The sequence below is a fragment of the Chthonobacter rhizosphaerae genome (assembly GCF_013839525.1).
GTDB lineage: Bacteria > Pseudomonadota > Alphaproteobacteria > Rhizobiales > Pleomorphomonadaceae > Chthonobacter > Chthonobacter rhizosphaerae.
This window is the reverse complement of sequence record NZ_JACDIS010000002.1, coordinates 421,286-440,024: the sequence shown is the minus strand read 5'-3', so window position 1 is coordinate 440,024 and position 18,739 is coordinate 421,286. Positions and strand designations below refer to the sequence as shown.

Below are 18,739 nucleotides of genomic sequence, written 5' to 3'. Positions count from 1 at the left end.
GGGGCTCGGAAAGGAGGGAATGCTTTTCCGGGTTATCCGATTTCGCCCAGCCGGGAAAGCGATCAGCGTCCGGCGCCTGCGTCCGCCCCGTCCAGGAAGCTCCGGATCACCCCGATGGTCGCCGCGTCGGTCAGAAGCGGCGCGTGTCCCTGGTCCGGAACCCGGTGCACGGTGACGCGGGGCAGGCGCGCGGCCATCTCCGCCACGGTCGCCTCGGAGAGGAGGTCGGAGCGTTCGCCCCGGATCACCAGCACCGGCCGGTCCTTCAGCGCCTCGTAGAGCGGCCAGAACGGCGGCAGGCCGACCGCCGGATCGAAGCTCGCGAAGGCCTGGAGGAGCTTGGGGTCGTAGTCCAGCACTGGCCGGCCCGCCTCGTCCTCCCGGTACATGGCCCGCGCCACCGCCAGCCAGTCGTCGTCGCCGAGCGCCGTGAAGGTCCGCCCCATGGTGGCCTTCAGGTCGGCGACCGCCGCGTCCCAGCTGTCGATCACGTGGCCGAGCGTCAGCGTCATCCGGTCGGCGATGGCCCGCAGCCCTGAGAGTTCGATCACCGGCCCGATGTCGTTGAGCACCACCGGCCCGAGCCGCGCGGGCGCCGTCGCGGCGAGGATCATGCCCACGATGCCGCCGCGCGACGTGCCGACGAGGGCCGTGGTCCCGATCCCCAGGTGGTCGAGCCCGGCGATCACGTCCGCCGCCTCAACGTCGGGCCGGTAGGTGGCCGGATCCGCGAAGGCGGACCGGCCGCGACCCCGGAAGTCCATGGTCACCACCGTCCGCGGCCACGTCCCGGACGCGAGCGCGTCGGCCAGCACGTCGAAGTCCCGGCCGTTGCGGGTCAGGCCCGGCAGACAGAGCACCGGCAGGCCGGTCGCCCCCGCCGGCTCGCGGACGGTGCCGCCGAGCCGGGTCCCGTCCGCCGCCATGAAGTCGAACGGCCGGGCGATCATGTCAGGTGCCGCTGCCGCGACGGAGGTCGTCGATGATCCTCAGCCGGCCGCCGTCCAGCCGCTCCCGGTAGACCTGCAGGTTCTCGGTCACCCGCTGCACGTAGTTGCGGGTCTCGCCGTAGGGGATCATCTCGATCCAGTCCACCGGGTCGATACGGCCGTCGCGCGGGTCGCCGAAGCGCTGGATCCACTCGTTCACCCGGCGCGAGCCCGCGTTGTAGGCCGCGAAGGTGAGGATGTACGACCCGCCGTAGGCGTCCACGAGCTCGCGCAGGTGCGCCGCCCCGAGGGTGGCGTTGTAGCCCGGGTCTGTCGTCAGCTTGCCCTTGGAATAGGAGACGCCGAGCGCCCGCGCGGTCGCCTGGGCGGTGCCCGGCATCAGCTGCAGCAGGCCGAGCGCGCCGGCGCTGCTCACGGCGGCCGGGTCGAAGGCGCTCTCCTGGCGGGCTATGGCGTAGACCATGGCGGTCTCCACCGCCTTCTGGTTCCGCGCCGATTCCGGAATGGCGTTCAGCGGATAGGCGAGGCGTTCCACGCCCATGCCGCGCTCCACCGCCACCTTGCCCACCTGCAGGGCCCCGCGGTGGTCGCCGCGAGCCTCCAGGTAGGAGGTCAGCAGCGCCAGCTGGCCGGCGGTCGGCAGCTGGCGCGCCAGCTCGGGATAGAGGAAGGCCGCGTCGCCCTCGAAGCCGGCCTCGATCAGCCGCGCCATGACGCGGACGAGGTCGTTGCGCCCGAAGGCGGTCCGGTCGGCGTCGCTGGGCTTGGGGATCTGCGGCAGGCCGAGTTTCTCGGCGCCGAGCTTCACCCTGGCGAGCTGGCCGTAAAAGGCCACCGGGTCGCCGGCCGCCTTGGTGTACCAGCCGCGCGCCTCGTCGATGCGCCCGGCCGCCTCGGCGCTGCGGCCGAGCCAGTAGTGGGCGCGCGACCGGGTGATCGGCTTCTGGCCGACGCCCGCGAGCGCCTGGAAGTGCTTGGCCGCCGTGGCGTGGTCGTTCAGGAACCGCAGGGCGTACCAGCCGGCGTGGAAATGCGCCTCCGCCAGCGTCTCGGCGTTGCCGCCCCGATGGGCCGCCGCCACCTTGTAGGCGAGCTTGGCGTTGCCCTTCTCGGCGAGATCGCGCGAGACGATGCGCCGCTCGATCCACCAGTGGTCCGGGTCGATCAGCACCGCCGGGTCGGAGCCGGCGGCCAGCAGGGCTTCGGCCGCCGCTTCCGGACGGTCGGCCCGGCGGCGGAATTCCGCCAGGGTGAACAGGTAGGACGGCTGCTTGCGCAGGTCCGCCGGCACCGAATCGAGCTTGCGCGCCGCGTCCTTCTGATCGCGCAGCACCGCCGCGCGGGCGTCCGCGAGCGCCACGTAGCCGGCGCCGAGGCGCTTGCCGATGTTCGACGCCTGCACCACCCGGTCGTTGTACATCAGGTAGTCGAAACGGCCCTTGATCTGGCTCTTGGACAGCGCGGACCCGAACTCCTTCAGGATGGCCGCGTCCTCCTCCGGCGACAGGGTCTCGGTGGTCCACAGCGTGTGGATGGCCGCGGCCGCCCGCTTGGTGTCGCCGAGCGCCAGGTGCGCGCGGGCGAGCGCCCGGATGCCTTGCTCGGTGATCGGCTCGGAGGCCCCGAACGCCGCCACCACGTCGCGCGGCGGCATCTTCTGGCGCGCCAGCGCCACCTCGGCCCGGCGGCGCATCATCGCGACCGACGGCCAGTGCGGATTGCGGGCCGCGAACTCGGTGATCATGCTGGGCGTCAGGCCGGACACGTCGCGCCGGATCGCCATCCAGGTCACGATGTCCCGGTCGAGCGGCGACAGCCCGGCGGCGATCCGCTTGGCCTCCTGGTACTTGTTCAAGCCGACCGCCTTCAGCGCCTGCCTCAGACCGTCCGCCGCCACCTCGATCACCGGCGCGGCGAGATCGGCCGCCGTGCCGACCGCCGGAGCCGCCAGTACGGGCGGCGTCAGCGGCGCGACCGGCGGGGCGGCGATGGCGGCCGTCTCGGCGACGGTCGACGCCGCCATCGTGCCGGCCATGAAGAGCGCGGCGAAGCGGGTGAGGCGCGGGGGGAGGGCCATGCGTCAGACTCCGGACCTTCGGCGGCGACGGGCCTGGTCCTCCGCCCGCCGCCAGAACTTGACGATACCTTAATATGATCCGCCTTGGTTTATGAACCCTTGACGGGTGGCGCCATCTGGCCCGGGCCGGCCGTAAAAATGCCGCCGGCCCGCCCCGATCCCGGCGGACCGGGGGCTGCGACCGCGACGCGCGCGAACGGCCACCTTGGCTGTTGTTCTTGCCCCGCCCGCACACTATTGTCCGCCGACCACGACGCCGGAGTGGCATCCGTCCGGCGGGAGATGAAAAAGAAAGCCGTCATGTTCAAGGGGTCGATCACCGCGCTCGTCACGCCGTTCCGCGACGAAGCCGTCGACTGGGCCGCCTTCGAGGCGTTCGTCGATTGGCAGATCACGGAGGGCAGCCATGGCCTGGTGCCGGTTGGCACCACGGGCGAAAGCCCGACTCTCAGCCACGACGAGCACAAAAAGGTGGTCGAGACCGCCATCCGCGTGGCGAACGGCCGGGTGCCGGTGATCGCCGGCGCCGGCTCCAACAACACCCTGGAGGCGATCGACCTCGCCCGCCACGCCGAGAAGGCGGGGGCGAACGGCCTGCTCGTGGTCACGCCCTACTACAACAAGCCGAACCAGGAAGGCCTCTACCGGCACTTCAAGGCGATCAACGACGCCGTCGGCATCCCGATCATCATCTACAACATCCCCCCGCGGTCGGTGATCGACATGTCGGTGGAGACGATGGCGCGGCTGTTCGAGCTGAAGAACATCGTCGGCGTGAAGGACGCCACCGCCAAGCTGGAGCGCGTCAGCGCCCAGCGCCACGCCATGGGGCCGGACTTCCTCCAGCTCTCCGGCGAGGACGGCACCGCGCTCGCCTTCATGGCCCACGGCGGCCACGGTTGCATCTCGGTCACGGCCAACGTGGCGCCGCGCCTCTGCGCGGCCTTCCAGGAAGCCTGCCTGAAGGGCGACTACGCCGCCGCCCTGAAGATCCAGGACCGGCTGTTTCCGCTGCACCAGGCGCTCTTCATCGAGCCCAACCCGCAGGGCGCCAAGTACGCGCTCTCGCTCATGGGCAAGATGGGGAACGAGCTTCGCCTGCCGCTCGTTTCCGTGACCTCGTCCACGGAGGCGGCGCTCAAGTCCGCTCTGGAGCACGCCGGCCTCCTCCATTGAGGCCGGCAGACCGCAGATGAATGCCAAGAAGGCCACCGAGCCGCCGAAGAAGATCGTCGCCGACAACCGCCAGGCGCGCTACAATTTCGCCATCGGCGACAAGATCGAGGCCGGCATCATGCTGACCGGCACCGAGGTGAAGTCGCTCCGCCAGGGGCGGACGAACCTCGGCGATGCCTATGCGGGCGCGCGGGGCGACGAGATCTATCTCTACAACGCCTACATCCCCGAATACCTGCAGGCGAATCGCTTCAACCACGAGACTCGCCGGCCGCGCAAACTCCTCCTGCACCGCCGCCAGATCTCCCGTCTCCTCGCCGCCGTCCAACGCGAGGGCATGACCATCGTGCCGCTCCGTCTCTACTTCAACGATCGCGGCCGGGCCAAGCTGGAGATCGCGCTCGCCCAGGGCAAGAAGACCCACGACAAGCGCCAGGCCAGCAAGGAACGCGACTGGAACCGGGAGAAGGCGCGGCTGATGAAGAGCCGGGACTGAGGGGGGATTTCAACCTCGTTGTCGGCCGGCTCCGCCGGACAAGCTACGCGTTTCGAGGAGAATGCGTGAGTCGTCCGCCTTCGCGGACTGTGACAAAGTGGAGGATGGGAGACGTGGTCGATGTCCTCCGTCCCTTCATCCCAAGCGTCACCCCGGCGGAAGCCGGGGCCCAACCGCCGGCACCGTCAATTGCGCCGGTGCGGGTTGCGGCGCATTCGGTTGGATCCCGGCTTTCGGCGGGATGACGGCATCACGGGAGAATGGGGACGTCCGCGACGAGTGGCCCCTCATCCAGCCCCTTGTTCATCGTCCCGCTTCTCGCCTATGCGATGGATGGAGCAGAACGGCTGTTCGCGCGTTTGCCCAGGCAGGCGCCACCGACCAGGAGAGAAACCCCGTGAGCATTGGCCTGATCGCACTCCTGGACGACGTGGCGGGGCTCGCCAAGGTCGCCGCCGCCTCTCTGGACGACGTCGCCGCCCATGCCGCCAAGGCGGGCACCAAGGCCGCCGGCGTCGTGATCGACGACGCGGCGGTGACGCCCCGCTACGTGGTCGGCTTCGCGGCGGAGCGGGAGATCCCGATCGTCGGCAGGATCGCGGCCGGTTCGCTGAAGAACAAGCTCATTTTCCTGCTGCCGGCGGCGCTCATCCTCAGCTACTTCGCCCCGTGGGCGATCACGCCGCTGCTCATGCTCGGCGGGGCCTATCTCTGCTATGAGGGCACCGAGAAGGTCTACGAGGCCTTCTTCCCCCACGCCGCCCACGAGCACGAGGCGCACATCGGCTCGGCACCGCAGGACCCGCAGGCGTTCGAGAACGCCAAGGTGGCCGGCGCCATCAAGACCGACTTCATCCTCTCCGCCGAGATCATGGCCATCACCCTCGCGGCCATCCCGGCCGAGGACAGCCTCGTCATGAAGGCCGTGGTGCTCGCCGCGGTGGCGCTCGGCATCACGGTCGCGGTCTACGGCGCCGTGGCGCTGATCGTGAAGGCCGACGACGCGGGCGTCGCCCTCGCCAAGAGCTCCACCGGCGTCGGCCGCGGCCTCGGCCGCGCCCTGGTGATCGGCATGCCGGTCTTCCTCAAGATCCTCGCGATCGTCGGTACCGCCGCCATGATCTGGGTCGGCGGCGGCATCATCGTCCACGGCCTGGAGGAATACGGCTTCGACACCATCGGCCACGGCATCCACGACGCCGCCGTCGCGGTCGCCGACATGGTTCACGTGGCCCACGGCTTCGTCGAATGGCTCGTCTCCGCCGCCCTCTCCGGCATCGTCGGCCTCCTGATCGGCGCGATCATCATCCCCCTGACGGAACACGTCATCGCCCCGCTCTGGCACGCCGTGCGCGGCACGAAGGCATCGGCCGGCGCGCACTGAGGGGCGGTGTAGGGCAGGGAAGGGGGCGGGTGCCGCGCATCCGCCCACCACCACACGAAGCGCCGCGCCGAACCGGCGCCCCGGCCGCCCCCGCCCATTCCTCCCACAAAATCTCTCCCACCCGTGTCGGATCCGGGCATACTCCGTCGTCCTCGGCTCATGCGAAGGACGCGCCCCATGCTCTACGCCATTCTCTGCTACGACAACGAGGACGTGGTCTGCTCCTGGACCAAGGACGAGGACGCCGCCGTGATGGCGAAGCTCGCGGTGGTGCAGGATAAGCTGCGCAAGGAGGGCCGCCTCGGCCCGGTCGCGCGGCTCCTGCCCACCACGGCTGCCACGACGGTGCGCAAAGGCGCCGAACCGCTCATCCTGGACGGCCCGTTCGCGGAGACCAAGGAACAGCTCCTCGGCTTCTACATCGTGGAATGCGAAACCCTCGACGACGCCGTCACCGTCGCCAAGGACCTCGCCAAGGCATCGAGCTCCAACGGCTCCTACGAACTCCGCCCGATCGGCTTCTACGCCGCGCCGGAGGGGAGGGCGCCATGACGGACCTCGCCTGGATCGACGGCGCGCTCGCCGCCGCCCGGCCGCAGGCGGTCGCCGCGCTCCTGCGCTACTTCCGCGACCTCGACACTGCCGAGGAGGCCTTCCAGGACGCCTGCCTTCGGGCGCTCAAGGCCTGGCCGGTGAACGGCCCGCCGCGCGACCCGACCGCGTGGCTCATCATGGTCGGCCGCAACGCCGCCCTGGACCAGGTGCGTCGCCGCGCGCGCCAGGACCCGCTGCCGCCGGAGGAGGCGCTGTCCGACCTCGACGACGCGGAGACCTCGCTCGCCGACCGGCTGGACGGCAGCCACTATCGCGACGACGTCCTGCGCCTTCTCTTCATCTGCTGTCATCCGGACCTGCCTCCGACGCAGCAGATCGCGCTCGCGCTCCGCATCGTCTCCGGCATCCCCGTCCGGCGGATCGCGTCCGCCTTCCTGGTGGGGGAGGCGGCCATGGAGCAGCGCATCACCCGCGCCAAGGCGCGCATCGCCAGGGCCGACGTGCCGTTCGAGGCGCCCGGGCCGGCGGAGCGGGCCGAACGGCTCGCGGCCGTCGCCGCCATGATCTACCTCGTCTTCAACGAGGGCTACTCGGCCACGGGCGAGGCCGTCGACGAGCGCGCGGGCCTCGCCGACGAGGCGATCCGGCTCGCCCGCCTGCTGCTGCGCCTGTTCCCGGCGGAGCCGGAAGTGATGGGCCTTGCCGCTCTCCTTCTCCTCCAGCACGCCCGCACGCCGGCCCGCTTCGACGCCGACGGCGCCATCATCCTGCTGGAGGATCAGGACCGGACTCGTTGGGACGGCAAGCTGATCGCCGAGGGGCTCGCGCTTCTCGACAAGGCGCTCCGGCACGCCCGGCCGGGCCCCTATCAGGTCCAGGCGGCGATCGCGGCGCTCCAGGCCCGGGCCGATCGGCCGGAGGACACCGACTGGCGGCAGATCGACCTTCTCTACGCCACCCTGGAGCGGCTGCAGCCCTCGCCGGTCGTCACCCTCAACCGCGCCGTCGCCGTCGCCAAGCATCGCGGGCCGGCGGACGCCCTGGCGCTCGTCGAGCCGCTCGGGGAGCGGCTCGACGGCTACTTCCATTTCCACGGTGTCCGCGGCGCCTTCCTGATGCAGCTCGGCCGGCGCGCGGAGGCCCGCGAGGCGTTCGGCCGGGCGATCGCGCTCGCCGGCAGCGCGGCGGAGGCGGCGCACATCCGCCAGCATCTGGACCGGCTGCAGGCCGACGCCGCCGTCGCGAGCGCCGCCGCGTCGTCCTGAAAAAAGTTGGCGGGTCCTGTCGGATCGCCAGCACCGCCGCCGTCCTCGGGTCAGCCGCCGGCCTCCAGGCGAACGCCGGCACGCAGCGGGCCCGATGCCCGCCCCTCGCATCGCCTGTCCGGGAGGACCGATCCCATGATGGTGCAGCCCTATCTCTTCTTCGACGGCCGGACCGACGAGGCCGCCCGCTTCTACCAGACCGCCCTCGGCGCCGAGATCGTCGAGCGCCTGACCTTCGGCGACGCGCCGGAGCCCCCGCCGCCCGGCATGCTGCCGCCCGGCTCGGAAGGCAAGGTCATGCACATGACGCTGAAGATCGGCGACAGCCTCGTCATGGTTTCGGACGGCCACTGCGGCGGCAACGCGGCGTTCCAGGGCTTCTCGCTCACGATCACGCTGCCGGATCCGGCGGCGGTCGACCGCGTCGCCGATCGACTCGCCGATGGCGGCCAGATCACCATGCCCCTCGGCGAGACCTTCTTCGCCCGCCGCTTCGGCATGCTCACCGACAGGTTCGGCGTCGCCTGGATCCTGATCGCGCCGCGTTGACCATTTCGCCGGCCCTGCGGGAGGCGGGGCCTGAAGACAGGGGAGGGAGACCCGCACATGACCGAGACGCTGCTCGTGCTCGTCGGCACCCGCAAGGGCGCCTTCATCGCCGCCACCGACACGGGGCGGAGCGAATGGTCGCTGAAGGGGCCGTTCTGCGAGACCTGGCCCATCAACCATGTGATCGCCGACCCGGCCACCGGCGCCGTCTACGCCGCCGGCGGCAACGAGTGGTTCGGCCCGGCGGTGTGGAAGTCCACCGACCGGGGCGAGACCTGGACCCATTCGAGCGCCGGCCTCGCCTATCCGCCGGGCGAGACGCCCATCAAGTCGGTCTGGAGCCTCGCGATCCGCGACGGCGTGCTCTACGCGGGCGTGGAGCCCGCCGGCCTCTTCCGCAGCACCGACGGCGGCGAGACATGGAGCCACGTGAAGGGCCTCCGCGATCATCCGTCCCGGCCGCAGTGGCAGCCCGGCGGCGGCGGCCTGATCCTCCATTCGATCGTGCTCCACCCGCGCGACCCGAACCAGATCTGGGTCGGCATCTCGTCGGCCGGCGTCTTCCACACCTTCGACGGCGGCGAGACCTGGAGCCCGCGCAACCGCGGCACCCGCGCCGACTACATGCCCGAGGACCAGCGCTATCCGGAGGTCGGCCAGTGCGTCCATTGCATCGTCATGGCGCCCGGCAATCCGGACCGCCTCTACCAGCAGAACCACTGCGGCATGTATCGCAGCGACGACGGCGGCCTCACCTGGGAGAGCATCGAGGAGGGCCTGCCGTCGTCCTTCGGCTTCCCGGCCGCCGCCCACCCGCGCGATCCGGACCAGCTCTTCCTGGTGCCGCTCAACGGCGACATCCAGGGGCGCTTCATGCCGGATGCCAAGGCCGCCGTCTGGCGCACCCGCACGCGCGGCTCGTCCTGGGAGGATCGGCGCCAAGGCCTGCCCCAGGAGAACGCCTTCCTGAACGTGCTCCGGCAGGCGATGGCGACCGACGCGCTGGAGCCGGCGGGCGTCTACTTCGGCACCTCGTCCGGCTCCCTCTACGCCAGCCCCGACGAGGGTGACAGCTGGTCGGCCGTGGCGCACCATCTGCCGGTGATCACGTCGGTCGAGACCGTCGTCATCCGCCCCTGACGCCCGAGCCCGAGGAGGCGTGCCATGTCCCGAGCCGAACCCGCGCCGCTCGCGGCGCCCGTCCTCGTCCGTCTCCCGGCCGCTCTCGCGCCGCTCTTCCCGGACGCGCCGCGGCGGCTGGAGGTGCACGCCGCCACGGTGGACGAACTCGTCGACGCGCTCGACGCCCGCTGGCCGGGCATGCGCGACCGCATCTGCGATTCGACCCCGGCGATCCGGCGGCACATGAACGTCTTCGTCGACGGCGAGCGGGTGGGGCTCGACGCCCCGCTCGCCCCCGGCGCCGACGTCTACATCCTCACCGCCATCAGCGGCGGCTGACCGCCCGGTCAGGCCACCCGGTAGATGCGCTCGGCGTTCAGGTGGAAGAGAGCCGCCCGCTGCTCCTCGGAGCAGCCGGCGGTCAGCGCCATCGTGGCCTCGATCCAGCGGGTGAGGTCCGCCGTCAGGGTGCACACCGGCCAGTCGCTGCCCCACACGACCCGGTCCCAGCCGAACGCCTCGATGGCGTGCTCCACGAACGGGCGGAGATCCTCCACCGTCCAGTCGGATCCCGCGTAGGCGACCACGCCGGAGATCTTCACCGCCACGTTCGGCCGCTTCGCCATCTCGCTCATGCGCGCGGCCCAGGGATGCTCCGCCCTGTCCTTCACCGCCGGCACGCCGCAATGGTCGAGCACGAACGGAATGTCGCCCGGCGCGCTGTCCACGAGCGCGATCGCCTTCGGGATCTGCCGCGCGTCCACGCAGATGTCGAAGTTGTAGCCGGTACCGGAGAGGCGCGCGATGTTCTCCCGGAACAGCGCGCCTTCCGATACGTCGTCCGGCACCACGTGCAGCACCCGGCGGAAACCCTTCACCAGCGGCTGGACGCGCTGGCGCTCCAGATAGGCCGGGAAGCCCGGGTCCTCCGGCCGGCAGGCCGCGATCGCGCCGCGCACAAGGTTGCCGGGCCGCTCGGCGATCTCCGCCACCACGGCCGTCTCGCGCTCCATGTCCTCCGGCGCCACGTCCACCTCCATGTGGAGCGCGTCGGTGATGCCGCCCGCCAGCGCCTCGGCCGCATAGGTCGCGTAGGCATAGTCCCGGTCGAGCGCCGGCGTGGAGGCGAGCCACGGATAGGCGAGCCGCCGTCGGTCCACCAGGTGGAGATGCGTGTCGATGAGCCTCATGCGGTTCTCCCGGGTGAGCGGCGCGCGGTCCGCGTCGCCGCCGTTTCGCCGCTTCGGCGCGGCCTTGACCGACACTATGCCCGGTTTGGCGACGTCCGGTCATGTCCTCGCGCCTGGAACAGGCACTCGTGTCGCGCGGTTTGTCCCCGACCGTGACCCGCGAGGAGGCGACCATGGCCCGCTCACCCGATACCGGCTCCGACCGCCAGGACGGCCGGCCGGAGAAGATCACCACCGGCCCCAACGATCGTCCGCGCGACGAGACCATCGCCCAGAGCGGGGAGGGGATTCCCGACGACAGCGGTCCGCCGCTGGAGATCGACCCGGAGGAGGAACGCCGGATCGCCGAGCAGTTGCTCAAGGGCACGCCGTCGGAAGGCGGCAAGGACCGATAGGAACCGTTGCATCTTCCCGCGCCGCACACGCAGAATGCCGACGGGTTCGCGCCGGCACCGGGTCTGACGCTGCGGCCGGACCGGCTCGCAGGAGATCGATGTCCATGCTGTTGCGCCTTTTCGCCCCTCTCGCCGTCACCGCCGTGCTGGCTCTCTCGCCCGCCCTGGCCCAGCAGCAGCCGGCCGACGCGCCGCCTCCGCCCGCGCCTGCCGGCGAACCGGCCGAGTCCGGCCGCATGGACCGCCTGGAGCGGATCCTGACCGAGATGGCCAACCGGCCGGTCATCGTGTCCGGCCTCAACGTCAACTGCAGCGGCAACACGCCGAACGAGTGCGCGCGGCAATTCTGCATCGACGCCGGCTATGCCGACGGCAAGTCGGTCGCCACCATTCCGGCTCGCCCGTTGCCGCCCAATCCGGCCCTTCTCACCGTCGTCGCCTGCCGTCCGGCGCCGATCGCGGACTGATGCAGCACCGACATGGCCGGACCCGAAGCTAGGCCTAAACCCCTACGCGGCCTTGGTTTTTGTCCGATAAAAACGCCGGCCGAAATAAATGCAGGTTAGTGAAGCTTCCCGCTGATTCGCGTAATCTAAACAGCAGTTAAGGAAACCTTAACGGCGGGGGCCACATGCAGTTCGAACTGAAAATTCTCCTCGGCAGTTGCGTGGCCACCGCGGTCGGAGCGGGCCTGCAACTGACGACGTCGCTTGGCGTCGCCACTGCGGCGTCCGTAACAGTCGTTCTGCTTCTGGCCGCCGTGCACGTCGCGCTCGGAACGGACACCGATCCCACCGACATCGAAATGGACGCCGATCCGGCCCCGACGGGCCCGGACGGCCTCGCGGCCGCGCCCGGCTGATCCCGGACGGCGGCTCGCCTTTGCTCTTGGCGGATCGCCCGCGGGCGGTTCGCCGTCTGGACGAGCACCGGACGAACCGGTGCCGCGCTGGGAGGAATGGAATGACCGCTGCACCCCATTTGTGGATGGACATGGCCACCATGCCGGCCGGAGCCGACGTGGAGGTCCGCGACGCACTCGCCTACCGAGCCATAGCCCGTCGCCGCCCCGGCGCCGCGGCCCTCACCCTCGTCCAGGGCGACCTGGCCGGACGCCCCATCTGCTGGCGCTGGCCGAAGGACGATCCCGATCCGACCCCGACACCCGTCTGGCCCGTCGGCGTCCCGAACCGCTGACGCCACAGCCGTTAACCGGATCACGAAATCGTCCTCTCCTCGGCACGCATTCGTGTTCGAGTCGTCACAAACCCGTCGTCGTCTTGCGTCAGAACGCGGGCCTGGAATGCAGGGAAGCGCATATGCCGACGTCCCGTCTGTCTTCGTCAACGCAGCACGCCATCCTGGGTGCTCTCGACACCGCCACCAAGCGCCGCCCGCTCGCGGCCGCCGTCATCGTCTTCGGGGCGAGCGCCGCGTCGCTCGCCGAGGTGAAGCGCATCGCGCCCGTGGTGGACGTCTTCACCTATGACGACCTCTACAGCCCCGAGCAACGCCGCTCCGGCCTGCCCATCGTGCAGAGCCTCATCCACAACGAGCGGCCCAACCCGCTCGTCATCGTGGGTGACCAGCGGTTCGACCACCATCCGGCGCTTCTCAGCCAGATGGTGCATGTCACGGTACAATAACGCCTGAGACGGACACGCCGCCGGTCCCGTCCGGCGGCCAAGCCCGCCCGCAGCACGTAGCCCTTTTCGCTCAAGCCCTTTCGATCATTCGTTCCTGCCATGCCGGGCGCTTCGGCCCGGTCCCGAGGACGACCTCGCCGGCACTCCATAGGGAGCCGGCGAGGTCCCCGCCGGCGAGCCCGCGCCCCCTTGCCCCGGCGCCGCCCATCGGCCATCGTGCGCCCCCGACCGGAGGCGCCCGTCATGACGACACCATCCAGTCCGGCCGTGGAGACGCACGGCCTCACCAAGACGTTCGGCGACAAGCGCGCGGTCGACGGCGTCGACCTGCACATCCGCCGCGGCAGCATCTTCGGCCTGCTCGGCCCGAACGGGGCGGGCAAGACCACGACCGTGCGCCTGCTCGCCACCCTCCTGAGGCCGTCGGCCGGCACCGCGCGCGTGCTCGGCCACGACGTGACGGCCGAGCCCCATCTGGTGCGGCGGCGCGTCAGCCTGACCGGGCAGTTCGCCTCGGTGGACGAGGACCTGACCGGCCGGGAGAACCTCGTCCTTCTCGCCCGGCTTCTCGGCTTCGCCGGTCGCGCCGCCCGCGCCCGGGCCGACGAACTCCTCGCCGCCTTCGACCTCGCCGACGCGGCGGGCCGGCAGGTGCGCACTTATTCGGGCGGCATGCGCCGGCGGCTCGACATCGCCGCCAGCCTCATCTCCACGCCCGACCTTCTGTTCCTCGACGAGCCGACCACCGGCCTCGATCCGAGGAGCCGGGGCCGGGTGTGGGACATCGTCCGCCTCCTCGTCGACGGCGGCGCCACCGTCCTCCTCACCACCCAATACCTGGAGGAGGCGGACCAGCTGTGCGAGCGGATCGCGGTGATCGACCACGGCCGCGTCATCGCCGAGGGCACCAGCGCCGAGCTGAAGGCCTCCGTGGGCCGGGGTGTCCTCCATGTCCGCCTCGCCGACCCGCTGGTCCGGCCGGCGGCGCTCCGCTTCCTCGCCGGCCACCTCGGCGAGCCGGTGCACGCGGCCGACGATCCGGCCGGGCTCACCGCCCAGCTGTCCGATCCGGCCCGGGCCGCCTCGGCCGTGGCGGCGCTCGCGTCGTCGGGTTTCCGGCTGTCGGATTTCTCGCTCGGGCAGCCGAGCCTCGACGAGGTCTTCTTCGCCCTCACCGGGCACCCGGCCGAGACCGCAGCCGACAATGGGGAGGGTCGTGGATGAGCGCAGACACCCCGCCCGTTCGCGACGTGGACGCCGCCATCCGGGAGGCGCTGTCCCCCCGGCCGCAACCGAAGCCGGCCGGCGTCGTCACGGCCGTGCTCACCTTCGCGTGGCGCGCGCTCCTCAAGATCAAGCACATGCCGGAGCAGCTGTTCGACGTGGTGGTGACGCCCATCATGTTCACGGTGCTGTTCACCTACCTCTTCGGCGGCGCGCTCGCCGGATCGACGGACGCCTACCTGCAGTTCCTGCTGCCGGGCATCCTGGTCCAGTCCGTGGTGTTCACTTCGGTCTACAGCGGCCTCACCCTCAACACCGACATCAGCAAGGGCATCTACGACCGCTTCCGCTCCCTGCCTGTCTGGTCGTTGTCGCCTGTGCTCGGCACCATGGCGGGCGACGTCATCCGCTACACGGTGTCCTCGGTCATCGTGTTCCTGATCGGCTTCGCGATGGGCTACCGGGCCGAGGCCGGCATCGTCGGCATCGTGGCGGTCATCCTGCTGCTCGACCTCTTCGCCGCCGGCCTCAGCTGGGTGTTCACCACCCTTGCGCTTCTGGTGCGGACGCCGTCCACCGTGATGACCCTCGGCTGGATGGTCCTGATGCCGCTCACCTTCGCGTCGAACGTGTTCGTGGATCCGGCGACGATGCCGCCCTGGCTCCAGACCATCGTGGCCTACAACCCGGTGGCGCTGCTCGTCACCGCCGCGCGCGCCATCCTGGACGGCGCGCCCGCCGCCGGCCCCGTCATGGCGGCGCTGATCGCGCCCGTGGTCGTCACCGCCGTCTTCGGCCCGGTGACCATGATGCTCTACCGGCGCGAGCGCTGACGAAGGGGAGGGGGCGGGTTCGCCGCCCCCGTCCGCGATTGCCGGTCAGGCCTTGCCGGAGCCCGGCTCGGCCATGCGCTCGTGCACCTTCGCCATCATGCCGGCCGGCACCACGTTGGCGAGCGTCGTCTGGATCTTGTTCGACCAGCCGCTCACCACGTCGCCGTCGCCGCGCATCATGGCGTCGAAGCCGACCCGCGCCACCATGGCCGGATCGTCCTTCTTAGACTGGCCGACCCGGGTGTCCAGCATGTCGGCGCGGGCGAAGAACTCCGTCTCCGTCGGCCCCGGCATCAGGCAGGTGACGGTCACGCCCTCGTCGTCCAGTTCGTGCCGGAGCGCGAAGGCGAAATTGTCCAGGAAGGCCTTGGTGCCGTTGTAGACCGCCTGATAGGTCCCCGGCAGGAAGCCCGCGACCGACCCGGTGATCAGGATGCGGCCCTCGCCGCGCACCCGCATGGTCCGGGCCACCTCCTGGATGAGGTAGAGCGTGCCGGTGATGTTGGTGTTGACCACCTTCATGATGTCCTCGAACGACTGGTCGAGGAAGTCGCCGCCGAGACCCCGGCCGGCGTTCGCCATCAGCACGTCCACGGGCCGGCCGATCTCACGGACCTTGTCGAGCAACCGGTCGACGCCCTCGGTGGTCGAGAGGTCGGCCTCAACGGCCTCCACCATGCCGCCGTCCGCGCGAAGGCTGTTCGCGGCGGTCCGGATGGCCGGTTCGTCGGCGACGATCACCAGGTCGAAGCCTTGGCTCGCCGAGTGTCGGGCGAGCTCCAGGCCGATGCCCGTTGAGGCGCCCGTGACGAGAGCGAGCGGGCGGGGGGACTGTGTCATGGCGGTCATCCTGCTGGGTCCGAAAAGGTGGGACGCGCCGGCGTCCGGAACGCCGACAGTCAACCCAACGGCCGCGACTCGGCGCTGTTCCCCGGCCGGGTCCGAAACCCTCGCGTCAACGCCGCGCCCGCACGGTGGAGAGCACGAAGCCGCTCGCCGGCTGGGCGGGAATGGTCTTCAGGTCCACGGAAAGGTCCTGGGCCGGCACGTCGTAGGTCATCGCCCCCAGGAGAAGCCGCACCGCCCGCTTCATCAGCGCGATGGTGATCCACTCGCCGGGGCAGCGGTGATCCGTCCCGTGGGCGCCGGCGCCCTGCGGGATCAGGTCGTAGGGGCTGGGCCTGCGGGCGAGGAAACGGTCGGCCCGGAACCGCTCCGGGTCGGGCCAGAGGCGCGGGTCGTGGTCGGTGCCGTAGAGGTCGAGAAGCACCCAGTCGCCCGGCTTGAAGGCGTGTCCCCGCCAGGTGAAGGCCTCGAGCGCCCGTCCGCCGATGAAGGGGAAGAAGGGCGCCGTCCGCCGCACCTCCTGGACGAAGGCGGTGAGCGCCGCGTCGTCCCCGTCGCCGAGCGCCGTGCGGATCTCCGGATGGTGGTGCAGCGCGAGGGCGGCGAAGACGATGTACCTGTCCACCGCCACGGTCGGGCGGAGGATGTTGATCAGCTCCACCGCCGCCACCTCCAAGTCCAGCGGCCGCCCATCCTCCCGGTGGTCCGCGATGATCCGCGCCGCCGCGTGCTCCGGCGCCGCCGCAGTGCCGTCGCGCAGCTCCTGGACCCGCTCGCGCGCCCAGCGCTCCGTCCGCCGTCGGCGCAGGAGCGCCGGCACCACCTGAGGCCCCACCGACCCGGCCTTGGAGATCATGTCCACGATGTCGCGCGTCCGCCGCTCGATCTCGCCGAGCCCGAGCGGCACGCCCGCCCACCGGCAGACGGCCGCCGTCAGCACCGGCCGCACCGCGTCGAGCAGCACCACCCGGTCGGCCAGCTCCCAGTCCGGCAGGCGGGCGCGCCACTCCGACTCCATGAGCTCGGCGAGATCCTCGACCCGGTCCGGCGACAGCATCGACAGGAACATGGCCTTGCGCACCCGGTGCGCCGCGCCGTCCAGGGTCTGGACGCTGCCCTTGTCCTGGAGAAGGCGGAGGGTCGTCTGCGGCATGGCGCCCTTCCTGGTGAAGTGGCCGCCGCCATAGAACATCTCGGCCGCCTCGGCCCCCTGCATGCAGATCACCGGGCGCAGCATCAGGCGGGTGCGGAAGATGTCGGACTTCAGCCGCCGGCACCGCTCCGGAATGAACCGATATCCCTCCCGCATCAGGGCCAGCGTGGCGTCGAGCGTGCGATCTTCGGGTATGGTCGACATGGCGGCCTCCGGCATGGCCGCGGCCGAGGTCACGGCTCGCGGCGTCCCCGACCGAACCCGCGATCCCCCGCGATGTTCGCGCGCCGGCGAATACGGGTGTCCGTCAGCTGCCCAGCCGCCAGATGAGCGCCCCGATGGCGAGCGCCGTGACCGCGATGGAGGTGATGAAGCCCGCCCGTCCGCGCTTGCGCTCGGCGGCTTCGCGCTCCGCGGCGGCCGGGTCCGCCGGGCCGGCGCTCCTGGCGAGATCCGTCGTGCCGGCGCTCTTGGCCGGTCCCGCGCCGGGTCCCGTCTTGACCCTGTCGATTGGTCCGGAAGGCGTCTTCTTGTCGGCCACGTACGTCGACCTCGGTCTCTGGCGCGCCCCGTCTCCGAAGCGTCTCTCCTGTTTGTGGCAGATTTCGTATCCTGTCCATTCAAGCCTGCGACTCGCCCCGTCCCGCGAGGCCCGCCGCCGGGTCCGGCCCCGCCCGCACACCGGCCGCCGGATCACGATCATGAAAGGCCCGACGCCATGCAGAGTTCCCGCGCGATCCAGGTGATCGGCTGTCACGCCGAGGGCGAGATCGGCGACGTGATCGTCGGCGGCGTCCTGCCGCCGCCCGGCGACACGGTCTTCGCCCAGATGAAGGCGTTCGAGCGCGACTTCGACCACATCCGCCGCTTCCTCATCTGCGAGCCGCGCGGCAGCGTCGCCCGGCACGTGAACCTGATCGTCCCGCCCAGGCGGCCCGACTGCGTCGCCGGCGCCATCATCATGGAGCCGACGGAATACCCGCCCATGTCGGGCTCCAACACCATCTGCGTCACCACCGTGCTCCTGGAGACCGGGCTCGTCCCCATGACCGAGCCGGTCACCCGCCTCCGGCTCGACATGCCGGCCGGCCCGGTGGACGTCACCGCGCGGTGCGAGCGCGGCAAGGTCCTGTCCGTCACGCTCGCCAACGTGCCGTCCTTCGCCCTTCACCTCGACGCGCCGCTGGAGGTGGAGGGCGTCGGCACCATTCCGGTCGACGTCGCCTACGGCGGCATGATCTACGCCCTCGTCGACGCCACCCGGCTCGGCGTCGAGATCGCCCCGCACGAGGCCCGCGACCTCGCCGTCCTCGGCGAGAAGGTCCGTGCCGCCGCCCGCGCCCAGATCGAGGCGGTCCATCCGGAGAATCCGGAGATCGGCGGCGTCTCCATCGTCCAGTTCAACACCCCGTTCACCGGCCCCGACGAAGCCGCCCGCAACACCTGCATCGTGTCGCCCGGCCGCTCCGACCGCAGCCCCACCGGAACCGGTCTGTCGGCCCGGCTGGCGGTGCTCCACGCCCGCGGCCTCCTCGCGGTCGGCGACCGGTTTTCGCACACGTCCATCATCGGGTCGCGGTTCGACGGCCGAATCCTCGCCGAGACCACGTGCGGCGGACGGCCCGCCATCGTGCCGGAAATCACCGGTCGCGCCTGGATTACGGGCAGCCACACCTATCTCCTGGACCCGACCGACCCCTATCCGGAAGGCTATGTGGTGTCCGACACATGGGGAACGTCCACTTCGCTCCGGCAAACCTGACGGCTGGGCTTCCACCTCGCGCGACATCTGAAGACCTTCGCCCAGCCCCTTGTTTCTCAGTTCGGATCAGTCGCCGGGGATCTGTTCCGAAACGGCACGGCCGACGCTTCCGTTTG

General features: G+C 70.9%; 22 protein-coding genes. 16 read left to right on the top strand and 6 right to left on the bottom strand.

From position 1 onward, the window contains the following. Positions 1-62: 62 nt before the first annotated feature. On the bottom strand, positions 63-950 hold the full coding sequence (locus tag HND91_RS05830) for an alpha/beta fold hydrolase (protein ID WP_181705581.1): 888 nt from the start codon (positions 948-950) through the stop codon (positions 63-65). A 1-nt stretch (position 951) separates the two neighbouring features. Further along, positions 952-3,027 carry a lytic transglycosylase domain-containing protein gene (locus tag HND91_RS05825; protein WP_181705580.1) on the bottom strand — a complete coding sequence of 692 codons (2,076 nt, stop codon included), beginning with the start codon at positions 3,025-3,027 and terminating at the stop codon, positions 952-954. 300 nt (positions 3,028-3,327) lie between these two features. Here HND91_RS05825 and dapA point away from each other — a divergent pair, with 300 nt between their 5' ends. The 8 genes from dapA to HND91_RS05785 all read left to right on the top strand — a co-directional run bounded on the left by dapA (position 3,328) and on the right by HND91_RS05785 (position 9,913). Beyond that, positions 3,328-4,203 (top strand): 4-hydroxy-tetrahydrodipicolinate synthase, encoded by an 876-nt coding sequence (gene dapA / locus HND91_RS05820; RefSeq protein WP_181705579.1) that lies wholly within the window; start codon positions 3,328-3,330, stop codon positions 4,201-4,203. Positions 4,204-4,219: 16 nt separating this feature from the next. Further along, positions 4,220-4,699, top strand: a complete 480-nt coding sequence (smpB, locus tag HND91_RS05815) for an SsrA-binding protein SmpB (RefSeq protein WP_181705578.1) — start codon at positions 4,220-4,222, stop codon at positions 4,697-4,699. 397 nt (positions 4,700-5,096) lie between these two features. Then, positions 5,097-6,083, top strand: a complete 987-nt coding sequence (locus HND91_RS05810) for a DUF808 family protein (protein WP_181705577.1) — start codon at positions 5,097-5,099, stop codon at positions 6,081-6,083. Between the two features lie 177 nt (positions 6,084-6,260). Beyond that, a complete protein-coding gene (locus HND91_RS05805; RefSeq protein WP_181705576.1) occupies positions 6,261-6,635 on the top strand; it encodes a YciI family protein in 375 nt (124 codons plus the stop codon). Beyond that, positions 6,632-7,903 carry an RNA polymerase sigma factor gene (locus HND91_RS05800; protein WP_181705575.1) on the top strand — a complete coding sequence of 424 codons (1,272 nt, stop codon included), beginning with the start codon at positions 6,632-6,634 and terminating at the stop codon, positions 7,901-7,903. The genes HND91_RS05805 and HND91_RS05800 overlap by 4 nt, the downstream gene beginning before the upstream one ends. A gap of 135 nt (positions 7,904-8,038) precedes the next feature. Then, positions 8,039-8,452 carry a VOC family protein gene (locus HND91_RS05795; protein WP_181705574.1) on the top strand — a complete coding sequence of 138 codons (414 nt, stop codon included), beginning with the start codon at positions 8,039-8,041 and terminating at the stop codon, positions 8,450-8,452. A gap of 57 nt (positions 8,453-8,509) precedes the next feature. After that, positions 8,510-9,592, top strand: a complete 1,083-nt coding sequence (locus tag HND91_RS05790; RefSeq protein ID WP_181705573.1) for a WD40/YVTN/BNR-like repeat-containing protein — start codon at positions 8,510-8,512, stop codon at positions 9,590-9,592. A gap of 24 nt (positions 9,593-9,616) precedes the next feature. Further along, positions 9,617-9,913, top strand: a complete 297-nt coding sequence (locus HND91_RS05785; protein WP_181705572.1) for a MoaD/ThiS family protein — start codon at positions 9,617-9,619, stop codon at positions 9,911-9,913. An 8-nt stretch (positions 9,914-9,921) separates the two neighbouring features. Here HND91_RS05785 and HND91_RS05780 read toward each other — a convergent pair whose 3' ends face one another. Beyond that, a complete protein-coding gene (locus tag HND91_RS05780) occupies positions 9,922-10,764 on the bottom strand; it encodes an amidohydrolase family protein (protein WP_181705571.1) in 843 nt (280 codons plus the stop codon). A 101-nt stretch (positions 10,765-10,865) separates the two neighbouring features. Between HND91_RS05780 and HND91_RS05775 the strand changes: the two genes are divergently transcribed. The 7 genes from HND91_RS05775 to HND91_RS05745 all read left to right on the top strand — a co-directional run bounded on the left by HND91_RS05775 (position 10,866) and on the right by HND91_RS05745 (position 14,862). Then, positions 10,866-11,159, top strand: coding sequence for a hypothetical protein (locus HND91_RS05775; protein ID WP_246329308.1), 294 nt, complete (start codon positions 10,866-10,868; stop codon positions 11,157-11,159). Positions 11,160-11,263: 104 nt separating this feature from the next. Next, positions 11,264-11,626, top strand: coding sequence for a hypothetical protein (locus tag HND91_RS05770; protein ID WP_181705570.1), 363 nt, complete (start codon positions 11,264-11,266; stop codon positions 11,624-11,626). Between the two features lie 164 nt (positions 11,627-11,790). Beyond that, positions 11,791-12,021, top strand: a complete 231-nt coding sequence (locus HND91_RS05765; RefSeq protein WP_181705569.1) for a hypothetical protein — start codon at positions 11,791-11,793, stop codon at positions 12,019-12,021. Positions 12,022-12,122: 101 nt separating this feature from the next. Beyond that, positions 12,123-12,356 carry a hypothetical protein gene (locus tag HND91_RS05760; RefSeq protein WP_181705568.1) on the top strand — a complete coding sequence of 78 codons (234 nt, stop codon included), beginning with the start codon at positions 12,123-12,125 and terminating at the stop codon, positions 12,354-12,356. 122 nt (positions 12,357-12,478) lie between these two features. Then, entirely contained in the window at positions 12,479-12,805 is a 327-nt protein-coding gene (locus HND91_RS05755; RefSeq protein ID WP_181705567.1) for a hypothetical protein, read from the top strand. Between the two features lie 243 nt (positions 12,806-13,048). Beyond that, complete coding sequence (locus HND91_RS05750) at positions 13,049-14,029, top strand: ATP-binding cassette domain-containing protein (RefSeq protein ID WP_181705566.1); 981 nt, start codon at positions 13,049-13,051, stop codon at positions 14,027-14,029. Next, positions 14,026-14,862 (top strand): ABC transporter permease, encoded by an 837-nt coding sequence (locus HND91_RS05745; protein WP_181705565.1) that lies wholly within the window; start codon positions 14,026-14,028, stop codon positions 14,860-14,862. The genes HND91_RS05750 and HND91_RS05745 overlap by 4 nt, the downstream gene beginning before the upstream one ends. 45 nt (positions 14,863-14,907) lie before the next feature. Here the strand turns inward: HND91_RS05745 and HND91_RS05740 are convergent, their stop codons facing one another. The 3 genes from HND91_RS05740 to HND91_RS05730 form a co-directional block, all read right to left on the bottom strand. Beyond that, positions 14,908-15,702: an SDR family NAD(P)-dependent oxidoreductase gene (locus HND91_RS05740; protein WP_181705564.1), complete on the bottom strand. Its 795-nt coding sequence runs from the start codon at positions 15,700-15,702 to the stop codon at positions 14,908-14,910. 115 nt (positions 15,703-15,817) lie between these two features. After that, on the bottom strand, positions 15,818-17,065 hold the full coding sequence (locus tag HND91_RS05735; RefSeq protein ID WP_181705563.1) for a cytochrome P450: 1,248 nt from the start codon (positions 17,063-17,065) through the stop codon (positions 15,818-15,820). A gap of 103 nt (positions 17,066-17,168) precedes the next feature. Next, positions 17,169-17,402, bottom strand: coding sequence for a hypothetical protein (locus HND91_RS05730; RefSeq protein WP_181705562.1), 234 nt, complete (start codon positions 17,400-17,402; stop codon positions 17,169-17,171). A gap of 177 nt (positions 17,403-17,579) precedes the next feature. On the opposite strand from HND91_RS05730, the gene HND91_RS05725 reads away from it, so the two are divergent. Beyond that, positions 17,580-18,623: a proline racemase family protein gene (locus HND91_RS05725; RefSeq protein ID WP_181705561.1), complete on the top strand. Its 1,044-nt coding sequence runs from the start codon at positions 17,580-17,582 to the stop codon at positions 18,621-18,623. The last annotated feature ends 116 nt before the right edge of the window (positions 18,624-18,739 follow it).